General features: G+C 64.2%; 15 protein-coding genes and 1 tRNA gene. 11 read left to right on the top strand and 5 right to left on the bottom strand.

Annotated features, from left to right (window positions below; translation table 11 throughout):
- Positions 1-129: 129 nt before the first annotated feature.
- Together VGP39_RS00865 and VGP39_RS00860 are read right to left on the bottom strand one after the other, a co-directional pair.
- A complete protein-coding gene (locus VGP39_RS00865; RefSeq protein ID WP_327566218.1) occupies positions 130-348 on the bottom strand; it encodes a hypothetical protein in 219 nt (72 codons plus the stop codon).
- Between the two features lie 325 nt (positions 349-673).
- Positions 674-871, bottom strand: a complete 198-nt coding sequence (locus tag VGP39_RS00860) for a hypothetical protein (protein WP_327566229.1) — start codon at positions 869-871, stop codon at positions 674-676.
- Positions 872-1,109: 238 nt separating this feature from the next.
- Between VGP39_RS00860 and VGP39_RS00855 the strand changes: the two genes are divergently transcribed.
- Entirely contained in the window at positions 1,110-1,310 is a 201-nt protein-coding gene (locus VGP39_RS00855) for a hypothetical protein (RefSeq protein WP_327566217.1), read from the top strand.
- Positions 1,311-1,384: 74 nt separating this feature from the next.
- On the opposite strand, the gene VGP39_RS00850 is transcribed toward VGP39_RS00855, so the two are convergent.
- Positions 1,385-2,332, bottom strand: a complete 948-nt coding sequence (locus VGP39_RS00850) for a glycosyltransferase (RefSeq protein ID WP_327566216.1) — start codon at positions 2,330-2,332, stop codon at positions 1,385-1,387.
- Here VGP39_RS00850 and VGP39_RS00845 point away from each other — a divergent pair.
- The gene (locus VGP39_RS00845; protein ID WP_327566215.1) at positions 2,321-3,580 is read left to right on the top strand and encodes a sulfotransferase; all 1,260 of its coding nucleotides are present in this window, start codon (positions 2,321-2,323) and stop codon (positions 3,578-3,580) included. The two genes, VGP39_RS00850 and VGP39_RS00845, sit on opposite strands and share 12 nt — an antisense overlap.
- Before the next feature lie 39 nt (positions 3,581-3,619).
- Here the strand turns inward: VGP39_RS00845 and VGP39_RS00840 are convergent.
- A tRNA-Arg gene (locus VGP39_RS00840) sits at positions 3,620-3,696 on the bottom strand.
- A gap of 284 nt (positions 3,697-3,980) precedes the next feature.
- Here VGP39_RS00840 and VGP39_RS00835 point away from each other — a divergent pair.
- From VGP39_RS00835 to VGP39_RS00810, 6 genes are all read left to right on the top strand, one after another.
- Positions 3,981-9,194 carry an alpha-2-macroglobulin gene (locus VGP39_RS00835; RefSeq protein ID WP_327566214.1) on the top strand — a complete coding sequence of 1,738 codons (5,214 nt, stop codon included), beginning with the start codon at positions 3,981-3,983 and terminating at the stop codon, positions 9,192-9,194.
- Between the two features lie 80 nt (positions 9,195-9,274).
- Positions 9,275-11,389, top strand: a complete 2,115-nt coding sequence (pbpC, locus tag VGP39_RS00830) for a penicillin-binding protein 1C (protein ID WP_327566213.1) — start codon at positions 9,275-9,277, stop codon at positions 11,387-11,389.
- Between the two features lie 50 nt (positions 11,390-11,439).
- The gene (locus VGP39_RS00825) at positions 11,440-13,185 is read left to right on the top strand and encodes a glycosyltransferase family 39 protein (protein WP_327566228.1); all 1,746 of its coding nucleotides are present in this window, start codon (positions 11,440-11,442) and stop codon (positions 13,183-13,185) included.
- On the top strand, positions 13,186-14,031 hold the full coding sequence (locus tag VGP39_RS00820) for a phosphatase PAP2 family protein (protein ID WP_327566212.1): 846 nt from the start codon (positions 13,186-13,188) through the stop codon (positions 14,029-14,031).
- A 70-nt stretch (positions 14,032-14,101) separates the two neighbouring features.
- On the top strand, positions 14,102-14,854 hold the full coding sequence (locus VGP39_RS00815; protein ID WP_327566211.1) for a glycosyltransferase family 2 protein: 753 nt from the start codon (positions 14,102-14,104) through the stop codon (positions 14,852-14,854).
- Entirely contained in the window at positions 14,847-15,176 is a 330-nt protein-coding gene (locus VGP39_RS00810) for a lipid-A-disaccharide synthase N-terminal domain-containing protein (RefSeq protein ID WP_327566210.1), read from the top strand. Before VGP39_RS00815 ends, VGP39_RS00810 begins: the two co-directional genes overlap by 8 nt.
- A 166-nt stretch (positions 15,177-15,342) precedes the next feature.
- On the opposite strand, the gene metC is transcribed toward VGP39_RS00810, so the two are convergent.
- Entirely contained in the window at positions 15,343-16,551 is a 1,209-nt protein-coding gene (gene metC, locus VGP39_RS00805; protein ID WP_327566209.1) for a cystathionine beta-lyase, read from the bottom strand.
- Positions 16,552-16,883: 332 nt separating this feature from the next.
- Here metC and VGP39_RS00800 point away from each other — a divergent pair, with 332 nt between their 5' ends.
- The 3 genes from VGP39_RS00800 to VGP39_RS00790 are packed head-to-tail and all read left to right on the top strand — an operon-like array spanning position 16,884 to position 20,662.
- Positions 16,884-17,900 carry an amino acid ABC transporter substrate-binding protein gene (locus VGP39_RS00800; RefSeq protein WP_327566208.1) on the top strand — a complete coding sequence of 339 codons (1,017 nt, stop codon included), beginning with the start codon at positions 16,884-16,886 and terminating at the stop codon, positions 17,898-17,900.
- A 21-nt stretch (positions 17,901-17,921) separates the two neighbouring features.
- The gene (locus tag VGP39_RS00795; RefSeq protein WP_327566207.1) at positions 17,922-19,130 is read left to right on the top strand and encodes an ABC transporter permease subunit; all 1,209 of its coding nucleotides are present in this window, start codon (positions 17,922-17,924) and stop codon (positions 19,128-19,130) included.
- Positions 19,127-20,662 carry an amino acid ABC transporter permease gene (locus tag VGP39_RS00790; protein ID WP_327566206.1) on the top strand — a complete coding sequence of 512 codons (1,536 nt, stop codon included), beginning with the start codon at positions 19,127-19,129 and terminating at the stop codon, positions 20,660-20,662. Before VGP39_RS00795 ends, VGP39_RS00790 begins: the two co-directional genes overlap by 4 nt.
- Positions 20,663-20,669 lie beyond the last annotated feature (7 nt).

The following is a 20,669-nucleotide window of genomic DNA, read 5'->3' as shown; positions in this document are numbered from 1 at the left end:
TGTTCGTTTTTGAGCGGGCGCCGCGCCTACGCCCCACCAGTGCCGGCAATGCTACGCCGCCGCCAGGGGGGAAGGAAGTGGCATGGTCATCGAGGCAGGCATGCGGCAGAGGTGGGCGGCGTCAGGGGGTTACGCCGCGGTAGACCACGCCGCCATGTCGTCCATCGAAGGGGCGATCGAAGGCGCCTGCTCGCCCTCCAGCTCGGCAAACCGCTCGAGCAGCAATCGCAGCCGCTGCGGAATCTCGGCGGATTCCTTCTCGATCAGGAACCGCAGCCGTTCTCCGATTTCATCGCAGATCGCGCGGCAATGTCCGCTGTCCAATAGTAAGGCTTCCCGGCTCGACATGACCCGTTCCTGTCTCCCAATGCCGGGCGACAATAAGCCTCAAATTTTAAGCAGCAGGCGGCGATTTCGCTCGAATTTTTCGCCGGGCCGTCACCAGACGTTAATCAGGCGGCTCCGGGAATCAGAACACCGCGGATGCCATCGAAGCAACCGCGTCGGCGCGAACGGGACTAAAGATGGCCGCCAAGGGGCCCGCAGCCGCCTGTCAGGTCAGGCAGGCGACGTAGACGATCGCGACACTGAGCACGGCGGCGATCGACCAGAAGGCCGGGTCAATTCCTGTATTCCCTACCTGATCGGTGTTCGTCGACATAGCGCGAACTCCTCAGCGCACGACCGAAGCGTCTGAACTTGTGACCGCCACCGGCTTGCCTGCCTTGACGACATGTGCGGTCTGGGCAGCGCCGTCGGAATTGGTCCGCGCCGAGATGCCGAAACCGGCCACCGCGATACCCGCCACCAGGGCGAGAACGACGATTTTGAGATGGGTCGAACGGTCTGCACTGTAAATGGAATGGTTCATTTGAAGCTCCCCGATCGCCTTTTTCGGCGTATCCTTGAGCGGAGAATGGCCTGCCGACCGTTTCAGGATGATTGCGTCGGGAACCGAAAATGGTTTCGTGGCTAAGGAGAATTGTTTCGTCCGGGGGCCGAAATGGCTTGAAGAGGAGCTTGTGACGGAACAAACCGGCGTTTTTCCGTAGGAGGCGGCCGATGCGGGGGTTAGGATTCTGCGCCGGGCCGCGACGAACATTGGAGCCATGCCGATGCCGAGCAATCTTTCGCCTTCAGAACTGGACGACCGAATCGCGGTGCTACGCGACAATATCCGGCAGTTGATCGAGCAGGCCGCCGGCGCCTCCGGCGGCCAAAACGAGGAACGCACCGCCGACCGGATCGCGCAGCAGACGGACGAGCTCGACAAGCTCGTTGCGGAGCGGGAGAAGTTGGGGCGGAAATAGTAGTCCGGCCGTTTGCGCAGTTGCCGCATCGTGCAAGGTCAGCGGACGCGGCCGGATTTGAACGGCTCAGCCCGTTACCCGGCGAATCCGAGCGCGGATTCCCAGCTCGCGAGCGACCGCGAAAGCTCATATTCCAGGACGCGTTCGCGCGCCGCCATCCCGAGTCGCCGCCGCAGCGGTGCGTCCGACAGCATCAGGCGCAACGCGGCCGCGAGCGCCACGGGATCGTCGACGGGTACGACGAGGCCGGTGACGCCCTGCTCAACCAGCTCCAGCAGCCCGGGCGTGCCATCGCTCACGATCACGGGGACACCGCAGCCCATGGCCTCCAGTAGCGCATTCGGCATGCCTTCGATGCGCGAGGGGAGCACGAACACCTGGGCGGTCTCGTAATGCGGCAGCGGATCTTTCACCAGGCCGCACCAGTCGATCCGCTCGGCGATTCCCAGCCTTGCCGCCTGCGCCCTGAGCGCCGCTTCGAGCTGTCCCTCACCCACGAGAGCAAGACGACATTCGCGATACTGTTCCGCACACAATGCAAATGCTTCCAGCAGGACATCCGGAGCCTTTTCCGGAACCAGGCGAGCCACGCTCAGCACCACCGGCGCCGTTGTGTTGTCGTACTCGCGAGCGCTTCCATGCCCGCGCTCGACCCACACCGGATTGGGAAGAAACGCAAGATTACCGGCGGCGACAAACCCACGCATGTGGCGCACCAGGGCGCGACTGTTCGCGGTTACCAGATGCGCTCGTTCATATAGTTTGGCAGTGAGCCCGCCCCAGAGCCAATTCCTGCGCATCGCCTTGGCGTCGCCGCGCTCCGAAACGACAACGCGCCGCCCAAGACCCTCGGCCGCCACGAGCGTGATCACATTGAGAGGCGTGCCCATTGACACGACAAGCGGCGCATTGACGCGCACCAGGATGCGCCGCAATGCGCGCACGTCGAGCGCGAACATGGCTGCGAGGTAGATCTTGAGCGGCGCCCGCAGCAGCAGCACGTAGAGCCCATGGCCGAACATACGCGCCGGCCGCCAGCTTGCGAGCCGCGACCGGCGCAGCTCCGCGAGAAACCGGTCGCGCAGAGCGAATGCGCGTCTCAGCCACGTCATGAGGCTGGACACGGCATCGCCCTGAAACACCACATGCTGGACGGAACCCTCGAGCGTGAAAAAACGCCGATCGTGGCGCGTGACGACGCATACCTTCCTGCCGCGCCTGCTCCATTCGTTGGAAAGTACCGAGACGACGCGCTGGATTCCACCGGCCCCGAGGCATTCACACACGAACACCAGATCCGCGCAAAGGCGCTCCGGCGTCTGCGTCGGGGGGTCTGCAATTGCGACCGCTTGCGTACTCGCCACGTAGGTTTCCTTGTCGACGGCTATCGAGCGCGGTACTATATGTTCGGCGATTGCATCACGGAAGCGTTTGCCGCCATGCCTTTACCGAATTTTTTGATTGTTGGCGCGCCGAAGTGCGGCACCACATCGCTTTACCAGTACTTGCGGCAGCATCCCGATGTGTACATGAGCCCGCTCAAGGAACCGCGCTACTTCCCTTGCTTCGGCGTATTGCCGGGAGAGCGCGTCGAGCGCAATCGTGCAGAGTACGAACGGCTTTTCGACGGCGCAAAGGCCGAGCGCGCCATCGGAGAAGCCTCGCCGAATTACCTGCACGCGCCGGAAGCGCCGGAGCGGATCGCGGCCGAACTGCCGAACGTGAAGGTAATCGTGTCGCTGCGCAATCCGGCTGACCGGGCGTATTCGAGTTATCTCGGGCGGGTGCGGCGCGGCGTCGAAAAACGGCCGATCGAAGCTGCGTTGCAGCCGGGCAATTATTACTTCGATACAAGCCTGTACCACGATGCTCTCGCGCGCTACTTCGCGACGTTCGGCAACAGCCGCGTCAAGGTCGTTTTGTTTGACGACCTCGCACGCGATACCGCCGCCGCGCTGCGCGATCTCTGCGCCTTCCTGGACATCGCTCCGAATGCGGCGATCGACACCCAGGCGCGGCACAACGTCGGCCTGATGCCGAAATGGCCCGCGCTAGACAGGATCGCGGTTCACGCCGCCACCGCAGCGCGCGATCTGCTCCCGGTCTCGATGCGCGGAACCGGCCTTGCGACGCGCTTGCGGCGTCTGTGGTTGCGACCACCGCCGCCGCTGCCGGCAGCCCTGCGCGCTTCGCTGTTGCACGCATTCGAGCCCGACATCCGCCGCACGGGAAAATTGATCGGCCGCGACCTGTCGGGGTGGCTTGCGTGAGCAGGGGAGGTGACGCGCTGGCTATCTGATTGAAATGATTGGCGATCCCAGCAGGATTCGAACCTGCAACCCACGGAGTAGAAATCCGTTACTCTATCCAGTTGAGCTATGGGACCGTGCTTGTCCTGATAGCACCGCCAATATGAAAAATCCGCTTCCCTGCCAAGCCTGAGCCGAACCAATTTGCTCTGGCGTGCGACAACGCTTGAGCGCGGGCTCTGTTGCTTTCGGTCTCGCCGTCCAACGACGCGCCGCCCCCGGCCGGCAGGTGGCCATGAACCAGTTACGGCTAACGTCGCATGCGACTTTTTCGCTATCCCATTCCCGGCCATCAGTCCGTCACCTTTTCGCGCATTTCTGTCCATCAAGCGGCGTTCGTCCGCCCCCCAAGGAGTCCATCATGATCGGTTTGGTTCGCGCCGCAGCACTTTGCGCAACGCTGGCGCTTGGCCTCATCTCGGCGCAGGCGGCGGATAAGGCCTTCAAACGCGACGATCTCGCCGATTCGGCCGTGAAGCTGGAAGCCCAGATCAAGAGCGAGGCAGGTCCCGTCGCAAAGTCGTCGGCGACACTGCGGACTGACGCCGACGCCGCCTTCAAACGCGGCGACTACCGGATCGGCCTTCAAATTCTTGTACAGATCGCCGCGGTGGCGCCGGAGGACAGCGCCAACTGGCTGCGGCTGGCCCGAACCATTTTCCAGATCCGCTCCGCCACCTCAAGCGAGCAGACTTTTCTGTATGAGCGCGCTTCCACCGCCGCCTACATCGCCTATCAGCGTGCCGGCAATGCGGGGGAGGAGGCGGACGCCCTAGCGGTGCTTGGCCGCGCGCTGTCCGACCGCAAGCTCTGGCGCCCGGCGCTGGATACGTTGCGGCTTTCGCTCGATATGAGGGAAGTCGCGGAGGTCCGCGGGGCTTACGAAAAGCTGCGTAACGACCATGGTTTTCGGCTGCTGGACTACACCATCGATTCGGATGCGGCCTCGCCCCGCGCGTGCTTCCAGTTCTCCGAGGATCTGGCCAAACGCACCGATTTCTCGCCGTTCCTGGCGCTCGCGGGCAGCGACAGGCCGGCGCTGTCGTCGGAAGAAAAGCAGCTCTGCGTCGAGGGCCTCAAGCACGGCGAGCGCTACAACATCAACCTGCGCGCGGGCCTGCCGTCGACGGTGAAGGAAAGCCTGCCGAAGTCAGCCGAGTTCAATATCTATGTGCGCGACCGAAAACCGTTCGTGCGTTTTACCGGGCGGGCCTATGTGCTGCCGCGCACCGGCCAGCGCGGTATTCCGCTGGTCAGCGTCAACACGCCTTCGGTGTCGGTGCAGGTGTTCCGGATCGGCGACCGCAACCTGATCAACACGGTCATCGACAGCGACTTCCAGAAGGCGCTGTCCAGCTACCAGCTCGGCGACCTCGGCAATGAGCGCGGCGCAAAAGTATGGTCCGGGGAGCTTGCGACCGCGACCACGCTCAATCAGGACGTCACGACCGCATTTCCGGTCGATTCTGCGCTCGGCGATTTGCAGCCCGGCGTCTATGTGATGACCGCCAAGGCCAAGGGGCCCGGTTCGGGCGGCGATGACGATGGCTCATTGGCGACGCAATGGTTCATCGTGTCCGACCTCGGCCTCACGGCGTTTTCGGGCAATGACGGCATCCACGTGTTCGTCAACTCGCTGGCCTCGACCGATGCGATCGCAAAAGCTGAAGTGCGGCTGGTGGCCCGCAACAACGAGATTCTGGCCACCCGCAAGACCGACGACTCCGGCCACGTGCTGTTCGAGGCAGGCCTCGCGCGCGGCGAGGGCGGTCTGTCGCCGGCGTTGCTGACGGTGGCCGGCGAAAAGGCCGACTACGCCTTCCTCAGCCTGAAATCCAGCGCCTTCGACCTCACCGACCGCGGCGTGTCCGGCCGCGCGGTGCCGGCGGGTGCCGACGCCTTCGTCTATGCCGAGCGCGGCGTCTATCGCTCTGGCGAGACGGTCTATCTCACCGCACTGTTGCGGGACGGGCAGGGCAATGCCGTGACCGGCGGGCCGCTGACACTGGTGATCGAGCGCCCCGACGGCGTCGAATTCCGCCGCGCCGTGCTGCCTGACCAGGGCGCGGGCGGCCGCAGCCTGACCTTGCCGCTGAATTCCGCGGTCCCGACCGGGACCTGGCGGGTGCGCGCCTTCACCGATCCCAAGGGCTCGTCGGTTGGCGAGACCACCTTCATGGTCGAGGACTATGTCGCGGATCGGATCGAGTTCGAATTATCCAGCAAGGACAATCAGATCAAAGCCGAGGCTCCTGTAGAACTTAAAGTCGACGGCCATTTCCTTTACGGCGCCCCGGCATCAGGTCTGCAGCTGGAAGGCGACATGCTGGTCGCACCGGCTTCGAGCCGGCCCGGCTTTGCCGGCTACCAGTTCGGCGTCGCTGACGAGGAGACCACCAGCAACGAGCGCACGCCGATCGAGAACCTGCCGGTAGCAGATGCGAATGGCGTCGCGACATTTCCGGTCAGTCTGGCAAAGCCGCCGTCCTCAACGCGGCCGCAGGAAGCCCAGTTCTTCATTCGCATGACGGAAGCCGGCGGCCGCGCGGTCGAGCGCAAGCTGGTGCTGCCGGTGGCGCCGGGGGCGGCCATGATCGGGGTGAAACCGATGTTCGGCGACAAGAACGTGGCGGAAGGCGACAAGGCCGACTTTGACGTCGTATTCGTCGCGCCCGACGGCAAGCCGCTTTCGCGGGGCGGGCTGCGCTACGAGCTGCTCAAGCTGGAATCCCGCTATCAATGGTATCGCCAGAGTTCCGCCTGGGAATACGAGCCGGTCAAATCCACCAAGCGCGTGGCCGATGGCGATCTTGCCATCGCCGCGGAAAAGCCGTCGCGGCTGACGCTGTCGCCGCAGCCCGGCCGCTATCGGCTCGACGTCAAATCGACTGAAGCCGACGGGCCGCTGACCTCGGTACAGTTCGATGTCGGCTGGTATTCCGATGGCAGCGCCGACACGCCCGATTTGCTGGAGACCTCGATCGACAAGCCGGAATACCAGTCCGGCGACACCATGGTGGTGTCGGTCAATGCGCGCACGGCCGGCAAGCTGACCATCAACGTCCTCGGCGACAGGCTGTTGACGACGCAGTCGACCGACATCAAGGAAGGCACCGCGCAGGTCAGGATTCCGGTCGGCAAGGACTGGGGCACCGGCGCTTATGTGGTGGCGACGCTGCGCCGGCCGCTGGATGCCGCGGCGCTTCGGATGCCCGGCCGGGCGATCGGCCTGAAATGGTTCGGCATCGACAAGAAGGCCCGCAGCCTCACCGTCGGCCTTTCGCCGCCGGCATTGGTGCGGCCGAACACCACTTTAAAGCTGCCGGTCAAGCTTGGCGGGCTTAATCCCGGCGAGGATGCAAAAATAGTCGTCGCCGCGGTCGATGTCGGCATTCTCAACCTGACCAATTACAAACCGCCGGCCCCTGACGATTATTATCTCGGCCAGCGCCGCATGACCTCGGAGATCCGCGACCTCTACGGGCAATTGATCGACGGCATGCAGGGCGCCCGCGGCCAGCTCAAGACCGGCGGCGATTCCGCCGGCGCCGAGCTGCAGGGCAGTCCGCCCGCGCAAAAACCGCTGGCGCTGTATTCCGGTATCGTCACCGCTGGCGCGGATGGTTCGGCCGAAATCAGCTTCGACATTCCGGAGTTCGCCGGCACCGCGCGGGTGATGGCGGTGGCATGGACCGCCACAAAACTCGGCCGCGCCACCACCGACGTCATTGTTCGCGATCCGGTGGTGCTGACGGCGACGCTGCCGCGCTTCCTGCTCAATGGCGACAAGGGCACCATAAGCATGGATCTTGACAACGTCGAGGGTGCGGCGGGTGACTACACCATCCATGTCAAGACCTCGGGACCTGTGAAGGTGACGGGCAATTCCGCCACCACGGTCAAGCTCGCCGCCAAGCAGCGCACTTCGATGGCGCTGGCGCTCGACGCCTCCGGCGGCGCCGGCACCGCGCAGCTCGACGTCGATATCAAGGGGCCGAACGGGCTGACGCTGGCGCGGCACTATGTGCTGGACGTCAAGGCCGCGACGCAAATCCTGGCGCGGCGCTCGATCCGCACGCTGGCGAAGGGCGAAAGCCTGATGCTGACGTCGGACATGTTCTCGGATCTCGTGCAGGGCACCGGCGCGGTGTCGATGTCGGTCAGCCTGTCCACGGCGCTGGACGCCGCGACCATCCTGAAGGCGCTGGACCGCTATCCCTATGGCTGCTCCGAGCAGATCGCCAGCCGTGCGATGCCGCTGCTCTATGTCAATGACCTCGCGGCCGGAGCGCATCTTGCCATGGACACGGCGGTCGACCAGCGCATCAAGGACGCCATCGACAAGCTGCTGGCGCGGCAAGGCTCGAACGGCTCGTTCGGGCTGTGGTCGGCGGGCGGCGATGACGCCTGGCTCGACGCTTATGTGACGGACTTCCTGACCCGCGCCCGTGAAAAGGGATTTGCGGTGCCGGACGTGCTGTTCCGCAACGCGCTGGATCGCATCCGCAACTCGGTGGTCAATGCCGACGAACCTGAAAAGAACGGCGGGCGCGATCTCGCCTATGGGCTCTACGTGCTCGCGCGCAACGGCACCGCCCCGGTCGGCGATCTCCGTTATCTCGCCGACACCAAGCTGAACAACCTCGCCACGCCCATTGCAAAATCGCAACTGGCGGCGGCGCTGGCGCTGGTCGGCGATCGAAGCCGGGCGGAGCGGGTCTATGCCGCGGCGCTGGAGAGCCTCGCGCCAAAACCGGTGCTGGAATTCGGCCGGGTCGACTACGGCTCGGCGTTGCGTGACGCCGCGGCCCTGGTCTCGCTTGGCAGCGAAGGCAATGCATCGAGCGCGACCATCACCCAGGCGGTGCAGCGCGTCGAGGCCGCGCGTGGGCTTACGCCCTACACCTCGACCCAGGAAAATGCCTGGCTGGTGCTGGCGTCGCGCGCGCTGTCCAAGGAAACGCTGGCGCTCGATGTCAACGGCAGTCCGGTGAAGACCGCGCTGTACCGCAGCTACACAGCCGCCGAGATGGCGGGCCAGCCGATCAGGATCGCCAACACCGGCGATACGCCGGTGCAGGCGGTGATTTCGGTGAGCGGTGCGCCGGTCACACCGGAGCCCGCGGCATCCAACGGCTTCAAGATCGAGCGCAATTACTTCACGCTCGACGGCAAGCCGGCCGACGTCGCGAAGGCGAAGCAGAACGACCGTTTTGCGGTGGTGCTGAAAGTCACCGAAGCCAAGCCGGAATTCGGGCACATCATGGTGTCGGATTATCTCCCGGCCGGTTTCGAGATCGACAACCCGCATCTGGTGTCGTCCGGCGACACCGGCACGCTGGACTGGATCGAAGACGGCGAGGAGCCGGAAAACACCGATTTCCGCGACGACCGCTTCACGGCTGCGATCGATCGCGGCAGCGACGACAAGGCGGTGTTCACCGTGGCGTATGTGGTGCGCGCGGTATCGCCGGGCAAATACGTGCTGCCGCAGGCCTATGTCGAGGACATGTACAACCCCTCGCGCTACGGCCGCACCACCACCGGCAATGTCGAGGTGCGCGCGGCGAAATGAGTGCACCACGCACCCGCACTTCCCCGTCATGCCCGGGCTTGTCCGGCGTATCCACGTCTACTCTTTGCAGCAGTAAAGACGTGGATGGCCGGGACAAGCCCGGCCATGACGGAGTTGGTGGTAGCCGGCCAATCAGAACATTTGCAATCGCGTTGGCCCTTGTTTGTATTTTGAGCATGAGCGCATTTGGTGCGTGGGTTTGGTCCCTCGGGCCGCTGCCGCTGGCGCAGGCGCAACAGGTCTCCACCAGCGTCGTCGATCGGAACGGCAAACTGCTGCGCGCTTATGCGATGGCCGATGGCCGCTGGCGGCTGCCGGTCGATGCACGGACCGGGGTCGATCCCCGATACCTGAAACTGCTGCTGGCCTATGAGGACCGTCGCTTTCGCTCGCATGCCGGGGTCGATCCGCTGGCGCTGGGCCGCGCGGCGCTGCTAGTGGTGACGCGTGGTCACATCGTCTCCGGCGGCTCCACCATCACCATGCAGCTCGCGCGATTGATGGAGCCGCGGCGCGAGCGCTCGATTTACGCCAAGTTGCGGCAGATGGTGCGCGCCATCGAGATCGAGCGGCAGTTGAGCAAGGACCAGATCCTCGATCTGTATCTGGCTCTGGCGCCGTTCGGCGGCAATCTCGAGGGCGTTCGCGCCGCCTCGCTCGGCTATTTCGGCAAGGAGCCGAAACGCTTGTCGCTGGCGGAGCAGGCGTTGCTGGTGGCGCTGCCGCAGTCACCGGAAACCCGCCGCCTCGATCGCCATCCGGAAACGGCGCGCGTTGCGCGCAACCGCGTGCTCGACCGGATGGTTGAAGAGGGCGTTGTCTCGCCTGACGATGCCGTGCAGGCCAAGGCCGTACCGGTGCCGCGGCTGCGCAAGCCGATGCCGATCCTGGCGCCGCATTCCGCCGATCAGGCCGTCGCCAATGTGAAGGATGCGCCGGTCATCGCGCTGACGCTGGATTCCAGCCTGCAGAAAGTTCTCGAGTCGCTGGCGCGTGACCGCGCACCAGCGTTGGGGCCGGATATTTCCGTCGCTATCGTCGCGGTGGACAACGACAGCGGCGATGTGCTGGCCCATGTCGGCTCGCCGGATTATTTCGACGAGCGGCGGGCGGGACAGGTGGACATGACGCGCGCGGTGCGCTCGCCGGGATCGACCCTAAAACCGTTCATCTACGGCCTCGCCTTCGAGGACGGTTTTGTGCATCCGGAAAGCCTGATCGACGACCGGCCGGTCCGGTTCGGCTCCTACGCGCCGGAAAATTTCGACATGACGTTTCAGGGGACGGTGCCGGTGCGCAAGGCGCTGCAACTGTCCCTTAACGTGCCGGCGATCGAACTAATGGACCGGGTCGGCGCCAGCCGGCTGTCGTCGCGGCTGAAGCAGGCCGGCGCCAATCTGGTGCTGCCGAAGGATGAAGTGCCGGGCCTCGCGATGGGGCTCGGCGGCGTCGGCGTCAGCCTGCAGGATCTCGTGCAACTCTACTCGGGCATCGCGCGCCTCGGCAGCACAAAACCGCTGCGCGAAATCGTGTGGAAGGACGACGTGCGCGAACCGCTGCGCCTGATGGATCAGGTCGCGGCCTGGCAGGTCGGCAATGTGCTGATCGGCACGCCGCCGCCAGAGAACGCCGCGCACAACCGGATCGCCTTCAAGACCGGCACCTCCTACGGCTATCGCGATGCGTGGTCGGTGGGCTTCGACGGACGCATGACGATCGGCGTCTGGGTTGGGCGTCCCGATGGCGCGCCGGTCCCGGGCCTGGTCGGCCGCACTGCCGCAGCGCCGATCCTGTTCGATGCCTTTGCCCGTACCGGAAAACTGCCGGCGCCGTTGCCCAAGGCACCGAAAGGTACGCTAGTAGCGAGCAATGCAAAGCTGCCGCTGCCGCTGCGCCGGTTCCGTCCCGCAGGCGAGCTGGTCCGGACCGGCGGCGAGCAGGCGCTGCGCATCCAGTTTCCGCTGGACGGCTCCCGGATCGACGCTGCGAGCATCGGCGAAATGCGGTTTTCCGCACTGCCGGTGAAGGTCGCCGGCGGCGTGTTGCCGATGACCATGCTGGTGAATGGCGTCTCCGTCGGCGAAATCGACGGCCGCCGCCAGCGTCTGATCGATCCGCCCGGGGCGGGTTTTGTCCGGCTGACCGTCCAGGACGCCACGGGTGCGGCGGACACAGTTGTGGTCAGAATTCAATAGCGACCGGCTAACCGGTTGTCGCCATGGCGGTTTCAGCGTATGCGGAACCGATGGTCGAGACCTATGCACGTCCGAGATTTGGAGAGCCGCGCGAGCCGAAGAGCCGGGGGATTCCGGCCAGCGTGCTTGTGAAGGTGCTCGACTTCGTCACTGCGAGCCATGCCCGCGCCATCGCGTTTCTCCTGGTCTGCGGATTGCTGTTCTTCCTGCCGGGATTCTTCAACATCCCGCCGATCGACCGCGACGAAACCCGGTTCGCACAGGCGACCAAGCAGATGGTCGAGACCGGGGACTTCGTCGATATCCGTTTCCAGGATGACGTGCGCTACAAGAAGCCGGTGGGCATCTACTGGCTGCAGTCCGCCGTCGTCCAGAGCGCAAGCAAGCTTGGCCTGCAGCGCGCCCAGGTCCGTATCTGGCTCTACCGCATTCCCTCGCTGATCGGCGCGATCGGCGCGGTGCTGATGACCTACTGGACGGCGCTCGCCTTCGTCACCCGGCGCGGGGCGGTGCTGGCCGGGCTCATCATGTGCAGTTCGGTCCTGCTTGGCGCCGAGGCGCGACTGGCAAAGACCGACGCCGTGCTGCTGCTGACGGTGATCGCGGCGATGGGTGCGATGGCACGGGTCTATTTGTCCTGGCAGCGCGGCGAGGATCCCGCGCATCCGCCGTGGACCTGGCCTGCGATTTTCTGGACGGCGCTGGCCGGCGGCATCCTGATCAAGGGACCGCTGATCCTGATGTTCGTCGGCCTGACCATGGCCACGCTGGCGATTCTCGACCGCACCGCGGTCTGGCTTTGGCGTCTGCGGCCGGTATGGGGCCTGACCTGGCTGCTGGTCCTGGTGCTGCCATGGTTCATCGCGATCTTCTGGCGCGCCGGGGAGACGTTCTTTGTGGACTCGCTCGGCGGCGACATGCTGAGCAAGCTCGCGGCGCAGGAGTCCCACGGCGCACCGCCTGGCACCTATCTGCTGCTGTTCTGGGTGACGTTCTGGCCCGGCGCACCGCTGGCGGGGCTGGCGGCGCCGGCGGTCTGGCGCGCAAGGCGCGAGCCGGGCGCGCAATACCTTCTCGCCTGGCTGATCCCGTCTTGGATCGTGTTCGAACTGGTGCTGACCAAGCTGCCGCACTACGTGCTGCCGCTCTATCCGGCGATCGCAATCCTGATCGTCGGCGCGCTGGAACGTCGCGTGCTGTCGCGATCGCCATGGCTGGTGCGGGGTGCGGCGTGGTGGTTCGCAATTCCTGCGATAACAGCGGTCTCCGTCATTGTCGGGGCGATCGTGCTGACGCGCCAACCCGCATTCCTGGCATGGCCTTTCCTGGCGGTGTCGCTGATCTTCGGGTTGTTCGCGTGGTGGCTCTATGACGACAACCGCGCCGAGCGCTCGCTGCTCAATGCTGCTGCCGCCGCATTGGTTCTGGGGATCGCGGTTTACGGCATCGTGGCGCCCTCGCTAAAGCCGCTGTTTCCCAGCGTTGAGATCGCGCGGGTGCTGCGTAATGTCGTCTGCGTCGGACCGAAAGCGGCTGCGGCCGGCTATCACGAGCCCAGCCTGGTGTTCATGACCGGCACCTCGACGCTGCTGACGGACGGCTCGGGCGCAGCCGATTTCCTCGGCCACGGCAGTTGCCGGTTCGCGCTGGTTGAAGGGCGTACGGAACGCGCCTTCGCGCAGCGCGCCGAAGCCATCGGGCTGCGCTACAATGTAGCGACACGGATCGAGGGCTACAATTTCTCGCAGGGCAAGGCGATTTCGGTGGCGGTGTTCCGCTCCGAGGGCACGGAATAGATGTCGGCGCAGACCGGCAGCGGCGTGCCGTCGAACTACGTCGTTCAGGTCTGCCGGTTTGGCTGGATTTCGCTGGCGCAACTGGTGCGCGCGCCTTCGCATTCGCGTCGCGCCGGTGCCGCACGCAGATGCGCGCGTCATTCGTTATGGCTCACGGCGAGCATTGGCGCGGCGATCATTGTGCTGATGTACCTGCTGGATGCGACGGAAATCGGCTGGATGCCGCCGCGCGGCACCGGCTGGCTCTGGCCCGTTCGCATCCTGACCGAATTTGGAAAATCGAAGTATGTGTTGTGGGCGCTGGCGGCGCTTCTGCTCGTGACCGCGCTTCTGTTTCCGCGCGCGCGGGGAACGCCGCGGTCGGTGCTGGTCGGTTTTGGCACCCGCATCCTTTTCATATTTTTTGCGGTGCTGCTGCCGGTTCTTGCAGGTGAGGTCTTGAAGGAGGTCGTGGGGAGAGGGCGGCCGTTCGTCGGCGGCGCGGCCAATGCCTTTAACTTCTCGCATTTTTCAGGCAGCGAAGCCTATGCGAGCTTTCCGTCGGGCCACGCCACTACTGCCTTTGCATTGGCTTTCGCTGTTTCAGCGGTGTGGCCGCATCTACGCAGCGTGATGCTGATCTACGCGGTGATCATCGCCGCGACCCGGCTCGTTCTGCTGGCGCATCACCCGAGCGACGTGGTCGCGGGAGCCCTGGTCGGCGTGATCGGCGCGATGTTCGTGCGCTACTGGTTTGCGGCCCGTCATCTTGCCTTCACGATCCGCCGCGACGGCGCGATCGAACCGCTTGCGGGACCCTCGCTGGGGCATCTCAAAAGGGTTGCCCGCGGCGCATTCGCGCCATAAGAAGCGGACGCCGCCGCGGGTCCGGGCCGCTGGTTCCGGCCGCCGATGTACTCAAGCCACGAGCCTTGATTTGCCATCCCCTGACGCAGCCGCTGTCGATGTTTCCATCGTCGTGCCCGTTCGCAACGAAGCCGGGAACGTGGCGCCGCTGATCGCCGAGATATCAGCCGCGCTCGATGGCCGCTGGCGTTACGAAATCATCTACGTCAACGACGGCTCGACCGATGCAACGCCGCAGCGTCTCGCCGAGATCATGAAGGCGCGTGCAAATCTGCGCCGGATCGATCATGCAATTTCATCCGGACAGTCCGCGGCGGTGCGCACCGGGGTTCGCGCCGCGTGTGGTGTCATCGTCGCGACGCTCGACGGCGACGGACAAAACGATCCGGCGTTTCTGCCGGAATTGATTGCGGCGATCCAAAACGGTGACGGCCGCATCGGCCTCGCCGCGGGTCAACGTATCGGGCGCAAGGCTACCGGGTTCAAGAAGATGCAGTCGCGCGTTGCCAATAGCGTGCGCAACGCCATCCTGCGCGACGGCACACGCGACACCGGCTGCGGCCTGAAGGCGTTCCGGCGCGATGTCTTCCTTATCATGCCGTATTTCGACGGGCTGCATCGTTTCCTGCCGGCGCTGGTGCGCCGTGAAGGATACGACATCGCCTATGTCGATGTGATTGACCGGCCACGGCACTCCGGCGTGTCCAATTACGGCTTCTTCGACCGGCTGTGGATCGGGATCATGGATCTGGTCGGCGTGTGGTGGCTGATCCGCCGCAAGAAACCGACGCCTGTAGCGACCGAGGTGACGTCTCATGGCTGATCTGTTCAACGCGCTCGCCAGCTATCTGCATGATGTCTTCGTCATCAAGTTCGATGGCTGGGTGATCCTGGGGTTTATCGCGCAAGGCTTCTTCACCATGCGCTTCGTGGTGCAGTGGATCGCATCCGAGCGCGCGCGCAAGAGCGTGATTCCGGTGGCGTTCTGGTTCTTCTCGATCGGCGGCGGCGTGCTGCTGCTGATCTACGCGCTGTACCGCCGGGACCCGGTGTTCATCGCAGGGCAGGCGCTCGGCCTGCTGGTCTACTTCCGCAACCTGTATTTCATCATCGTCAACGGACGGCAGTCGTCGTCCAGCGATTGAGACTTTGCTCAACGCTGGCGATCAATCCGTTTGTCCGCAAGGTCGCCATACAGCTACCATCGTCATCCTGAGGAGCCGCGCGCTGGCGCGGCGTCTCGAAGGATGATTGTTCAACTCGGTGCTCGCAGCCATCCTTCGAGGCTCGCCGTGAAGAACGGCGAACACCTCAGGATGACGACGCGACGGCGGCGTTGAACGCCGCAAAGCCGCGCTCGAGATCGGCCTTGAGGTCATCGACGTGTTCCAGCCCGATGTGCAGCCGCAGCGTCGGCCCGCCCGGCGACCATTTGGTGGCCGTGCGATAGTCGGAGCAGTCGAACGGGATGACGAGGCTTTCAAAACCGCCCCACGAATAGCCCATGCCGAACAGTTTTACGGTATCGAGCAGCGCATCGACGGCTTTTTGCGGCGCTGGTTTGAGCACGATGCTGAACAGGCCGGACGCGCCGGTAAAATCCCGCTTCCAGATCGCGTGTCCGGGATCGCTCTCCAGTCCGGGGTGCAGAACCCTGACAACCTCGGGCCGCGTTGCAAGCCAGCGCGCCATGTCGAGCGCCGACCGCTGATGCTGTTCGAGCCGTACGCTGAGCGTCCGCAAGCCGCGCAGCGCCAGAAACACGTCGTCCGGCCCGGCGCAGACGCCGAGCAGCCGTATCGTCTCTGAAATCAGCGGCCAGGCCTTGGCGTTGGCCGAGATGGTGCCGAACATGATGTCGGAATGCCCGCCGATATATTTGGTCGCGGCCTGGATGCTGATATCGACGCCCTGGTCCAGCGAGCGGTGAAACAGCGGCGTCGCCCAGGTGTTGTCGTCGATGACCAGCGCGCCCTTTTCGTGCGCAGCGGCAGCTATCGCAGGGACGTCCGGCATCTCGAAGGACTGCGATCCCGGCGCTTCGACGACCACCGCCCTGGTGTTCGTCTTGAACAAGCTGCCGATGCCGGCGCCAACGAAGGGATCGTAATACGTCGTCTCGACGCCGTAGCGGGCGAGCATCCCGTTGCTAAAATTCCGCGTCGGGCGGTAGGCGTTGTCGCAGACCAACAGATGATCGCCGGCCTTCAGCACCGCCAGCAGCGTCGTCGAAATCGCCGCCAGGCCGGAGGGGGCGAGGCCTACGCCCGCGCAGTTGGGGCCCTCGAGCGTCATCAGCGCATCCTGCAGCGCCCGCGTGGTCGGCGTTCCATGCCGCCCATACTGGAACTCGCTGCGATGCGCATGCAGATCCGCTGCGGTCGGATAGAGAACGGTAGAGCCATGGACCACCGGCGGATTGACAAAACCCTTTTGCGCCTTGGTATCGCGGCCGGAGGTCGCCAACGCGGTTTCCGGCTCAAGCCGTGGCGATTGCCCGTCATCTGCAGAGAAATTCATGCGTCCGCCGCCGCCAAAGACGTTTTGCCGCAGCCGCGACGTTTCGCGAACACCCGCCGGGAGGCGGGTTCGGCTCAACTTTGTAATAACAGGACACAGAAGACCCCCGTCAACCCCTTGACCCGGCTCTCCAACCGTTCTGTGATGCAGGCGAGCTATTCAGTCGCCGCACGTTGAGGGGCCTGCTGCGAACGTCGATCCATCGCCCAGCCGAATCGGTTGCCAGTCTGCTCCTCAGGCCGGCATCCAAAGGGGTGGCCGGATCGATGGGCTGGCCTTTATGCGCGCCCGCGACGACAATGCAAACGTCCCGACCCCTGAAAGGTTTTGCCATGAATCGCGTATCTCTCGCTCTTACCGTTGCTCTCGCCGCCGGTCTTTCAGCGCAGGCGGCCACCGCGCAAACCCTCAAGACGGTCAAGGACCGCGGCATGCTGTCCTGCGGCGTGAGCCAGGGCCTGCCCGGCTTCTCGGCGCCCGATGACAAAGGCAACTGGGCCGGCCTCGACGTCGACATCTGCCGCGCGATTGCGGCGGCGATCTTCAACGATCCGGCCAAGGTGAAGTTCGTGCCGCTCTCAGCCAAGGATCGCTTCACCGCGCTACAGTCCGGCGAAATCGACGTGCTGTCGCGCAACACCACCTGGACGCTGTCGCGCGACACCTCGCTCGGCGCCAATTTCACCGGCGTCACCTATTATGACGGCCAGGGTTTTCTGGTCAAAAAATCCCTGAAAGTGAATTCCGCGCTGGAACTGAACAGCGCCTCGGTCTGCGTGCAGACCGGCACCACGACCGAGCAGAATCTCGCCGACTACTTCAGGGGCAACAACATGAAGTACGAGGTGATCGCGTTCAGTTCGGCGGACGAAACCGTCAAGGCCTACGAATCGGGACGCTGTGACGTCTTCACCTCGGACGTGTCGCAGCTCTACGCCGAACGCCTCAAGGTTTCAAATCCAGCGGATCACGTCGTGCTTCCCGAGGTGATCTCGAAAGAGCCGCTCGGCCCGATGGTGCGCCATGGCGACGATCAGTGGTTCGATATCGTGAAGTGGACGTTGTTTGCCATGGTCAGCGCCGAGGAACTCGGCGTTACCCAGAAGAACGTCGACGAGATGGCCAAATCGGACAAGCCGGAGCTCAAGCGGGCGTTCGGCACCGACGGCAATCTCGGCGAACAACTCGGCCTCACCAAGGATTGGCTATCGCGGATCGTCAAGGCGGTCGGCAATTACGGCGAATCGTTCGAGCGCAATGTCGGCGCCGGCTCGAAACTTGGAATTGCCCGCGGGCTCAACCAGCTCTGGAACAAGGGCGGAATTCAGTACGCGCCGCCGATCCGCTGATCTCATGACCCGGTAGCGGCGATGGCCGTCGAAGCCCGCAAACCACCGCCGCAGTTTGTCGCCAGGCTGCGGCGTGCGCTCGGCGGGCGCGCCGGCTGGAGCGGATTCGGGCTCCAGATTCTGTTCGTCGCGGCGCTTGCCTGGATTGCCTATGAGATCGTCGCCAACGCCCGCGCCAATCTCGAAGCGCAACGGATCACGTCGGGCTTCGGGTTCTTGTCGAACACGGCGGGCTTTGACGTCAGTCAAAGCCTGATTCCATATTCCGGATCCGACACCTACACCCGCGTGTTTTTTGTCGGGCTGCTCAATACGCTGCTGGTGTCCGTCATCGGCATTTTTTTTGCCACCATTATCGGTTTTCTGGTCGGACTTGGGAGGCTGTCGCCGAACTGGCTGCTGTCGCGCGTGGCCGGCGCTTACGTCGAACTCGTCCGCAATCTGCCGCTGCTGTTCCAGATCCTTTTCTGGTACCTCGCGGTGCTGGCCACCTTGCCTAATCCGCGGCAGAGCATCTCGCTGTTCGGCAGCTTCTTTCTTTCCAACCGCGGCTTTGGGATCCCGAGGCCGGTCGGACAGGAGGGGCTAACAGCATTTGTCATCGCCATTTTAATTGCAATCGCGGCTTCGTTGCTGTTGCGCAGCTATGCCCGCCGGCTGCTGTTCCAGTCGGGCAAGCTCTTGAGGATCTGGCCCTATGTGCTGGGCCTGCTGATCGGGCTGCCGCTGTTGAGCGCGCTGATATTCGGCAAGCCGGTAACGTTCGAGGTTCCCGAACTCAAGGGGTTCAATTTTTCCGGCGGCTGGCGCGTGATCCCTGAATTCGTTGCGCTAACGGTGGCGCTGTCGACCTATACCGCGGCCTTCATCGCGGAAATCGTCCGCGCCGGTGTTTTGTCTGTCCACAAGGGACAGATGGAGGCGGGGTCCTCGCTCGGGCTGTCGCGCGGTTCGACTTTGCGATTGATCGTGGTGCCGCAGGCCTTGCGCGTCATTCTGCCGCCGCTCACCAACCAGTATCTCAACCTGACCAAGAACTCGTCGCTCGCGGTCGGAATCGGGTATCCCGAACTGTTCTCGGTGTTCGCGGGGACGACGCTGAGCCAGACCGGACAGGCGATCGAAATCATCGCCATCACCATGGGCGTCTATCTGCTGATCTCGCTCGTCACCAGCGCGATCATGAGCTTCTACGGGTGGCGGCTCAGCCGGAGCCTTGGCAACACATGAGCGATCTCGGCGCAACGACCGATCTGAATGTTTTCATTCGCAAGGAACTCGTTCCCGAGCGAGCCGCGCCGATCAAGACCACCGGCTTTGTCGGGTTTCTGCGCACGCGGCTGTTCAATTCGCCGACCAACATCCTGATCACCATCGTCAGCGCGCTGCTGCTGTGGTTCACGATCATTCCTTCCGTAAAATTCCTGCTGATCGACGCGGTATGGACCGGCAAGGACCGCAATGCGTGTCTTGCGGAGAATGCGGGGCATGCGGTCGGGGCGTGCTGGCCTTATATCCAGGCCAAGTTCACGCAGTTCATCTACGGATTCTATCCGGAGCAGGAGCGCTGGCGGGTCAATCTGACCTTCATTCTGGCCGTGATCCTGCTGCTGCCGCTGTTGATCCCGCGGCTGCCGGGAAAAGCTATCAATGCCGGCCTGTTCTTTATCGCGCTTCCGATCGTCGGCTTCTTCCTGCTGCATGGCGGCGGAATAAAAGGTTTCGGCATCAGCTGGACGGCGGATTTCCTGGCCGGCTTCAACAACAGCATCGGCGACGCCGGACGCAAGCTGGCCAGCGTTGGCGAAGCCAAAGCGGCCATCGGACCGGTGCTGGTGCTGCTCGGCAAGCTGATCGTTTTCCTGAGCACCGCCGTGTCGTTCGTGATTTGGCCGTTGACGTGGCTGCGCGACCAGATCCAGGCGGCGGGCAACCCGGTATGGGCGGATTTTGCGGCCACCGCGGCGATCGTCTCGATCGCGCTGTTTGTCCTCAACGGCGGCTTCCGCACCGGATGGCGCGCGCTCATTGTGAGCCTTGCGATCTTCGCCGGCATCGGCGTCGTCATCGCCGCGATGGGCCTCGACCGCGGCGGGTTGCCGATCGTCGATACGAGGCTATGGGGCGGCCTGCTGGTCACGCTGGTGGTGTCGGTCACCGGCATCGTCGCCTCGATGCCGATCGGCATCGCGCTGGCGCTGGGGCGGCGTTCGACCATCCCGCTGATCCGGACATTTTCAGTGGCGTTCATCGAGTTCTGGCGCGGCGTGCCGCTGATCACCGTGCTGTTCTTTGCGACTTACATGCTGCCGCTGTTCCTGCCCGCGGGGTTCACCGTGGATGGCCTGGTCCGGGCGCTGATCGGTATCGCGCTGTTCGCCGGCGCCTACCAGGCCGAGGTCATTCGTGGCGGTTTGCAGGCGATTCCGCGCGGGCAGGCGGAGGCTGCGAGCGCCCTCGGCCTGTCCTACTGGAAGACCACCGGGCTGATCGTGATGCCGCAGGCGCTGCGCCACGTCATTCCCGGCCTCGTCAACAGCTTCATCGCGCTGTTCAAGGACACCTCGCTGGTGTCGATCGTGGCGCTGTTCGATCTGCTCGGCAGTTTGCGCGCCTCGTTCGCCGATCCGAACTGGGCGACGCCCAGCACGCTGTTCACCGGCTTTGCCTTCACCGGCATGGTCTATTTCGTGTTCTGTTTTGGAATGTCGCGCTATTCACTGTTCGTCGAACGCCGGCTGAATGCCCACCGGCGCAACTGAGATCAAC

Source organism: Bradyrhizobium sp. (assembly GCF_036009065.1).
GTDB lineage: Bacteria > Pseudomonadota > Alphaproteobacteria > Rhizobiales > Xanthobacteraceae > Bradyrhizobium.
This window is presented reverse-complemented; position numbering and strand designations above follow the sequence as displayed.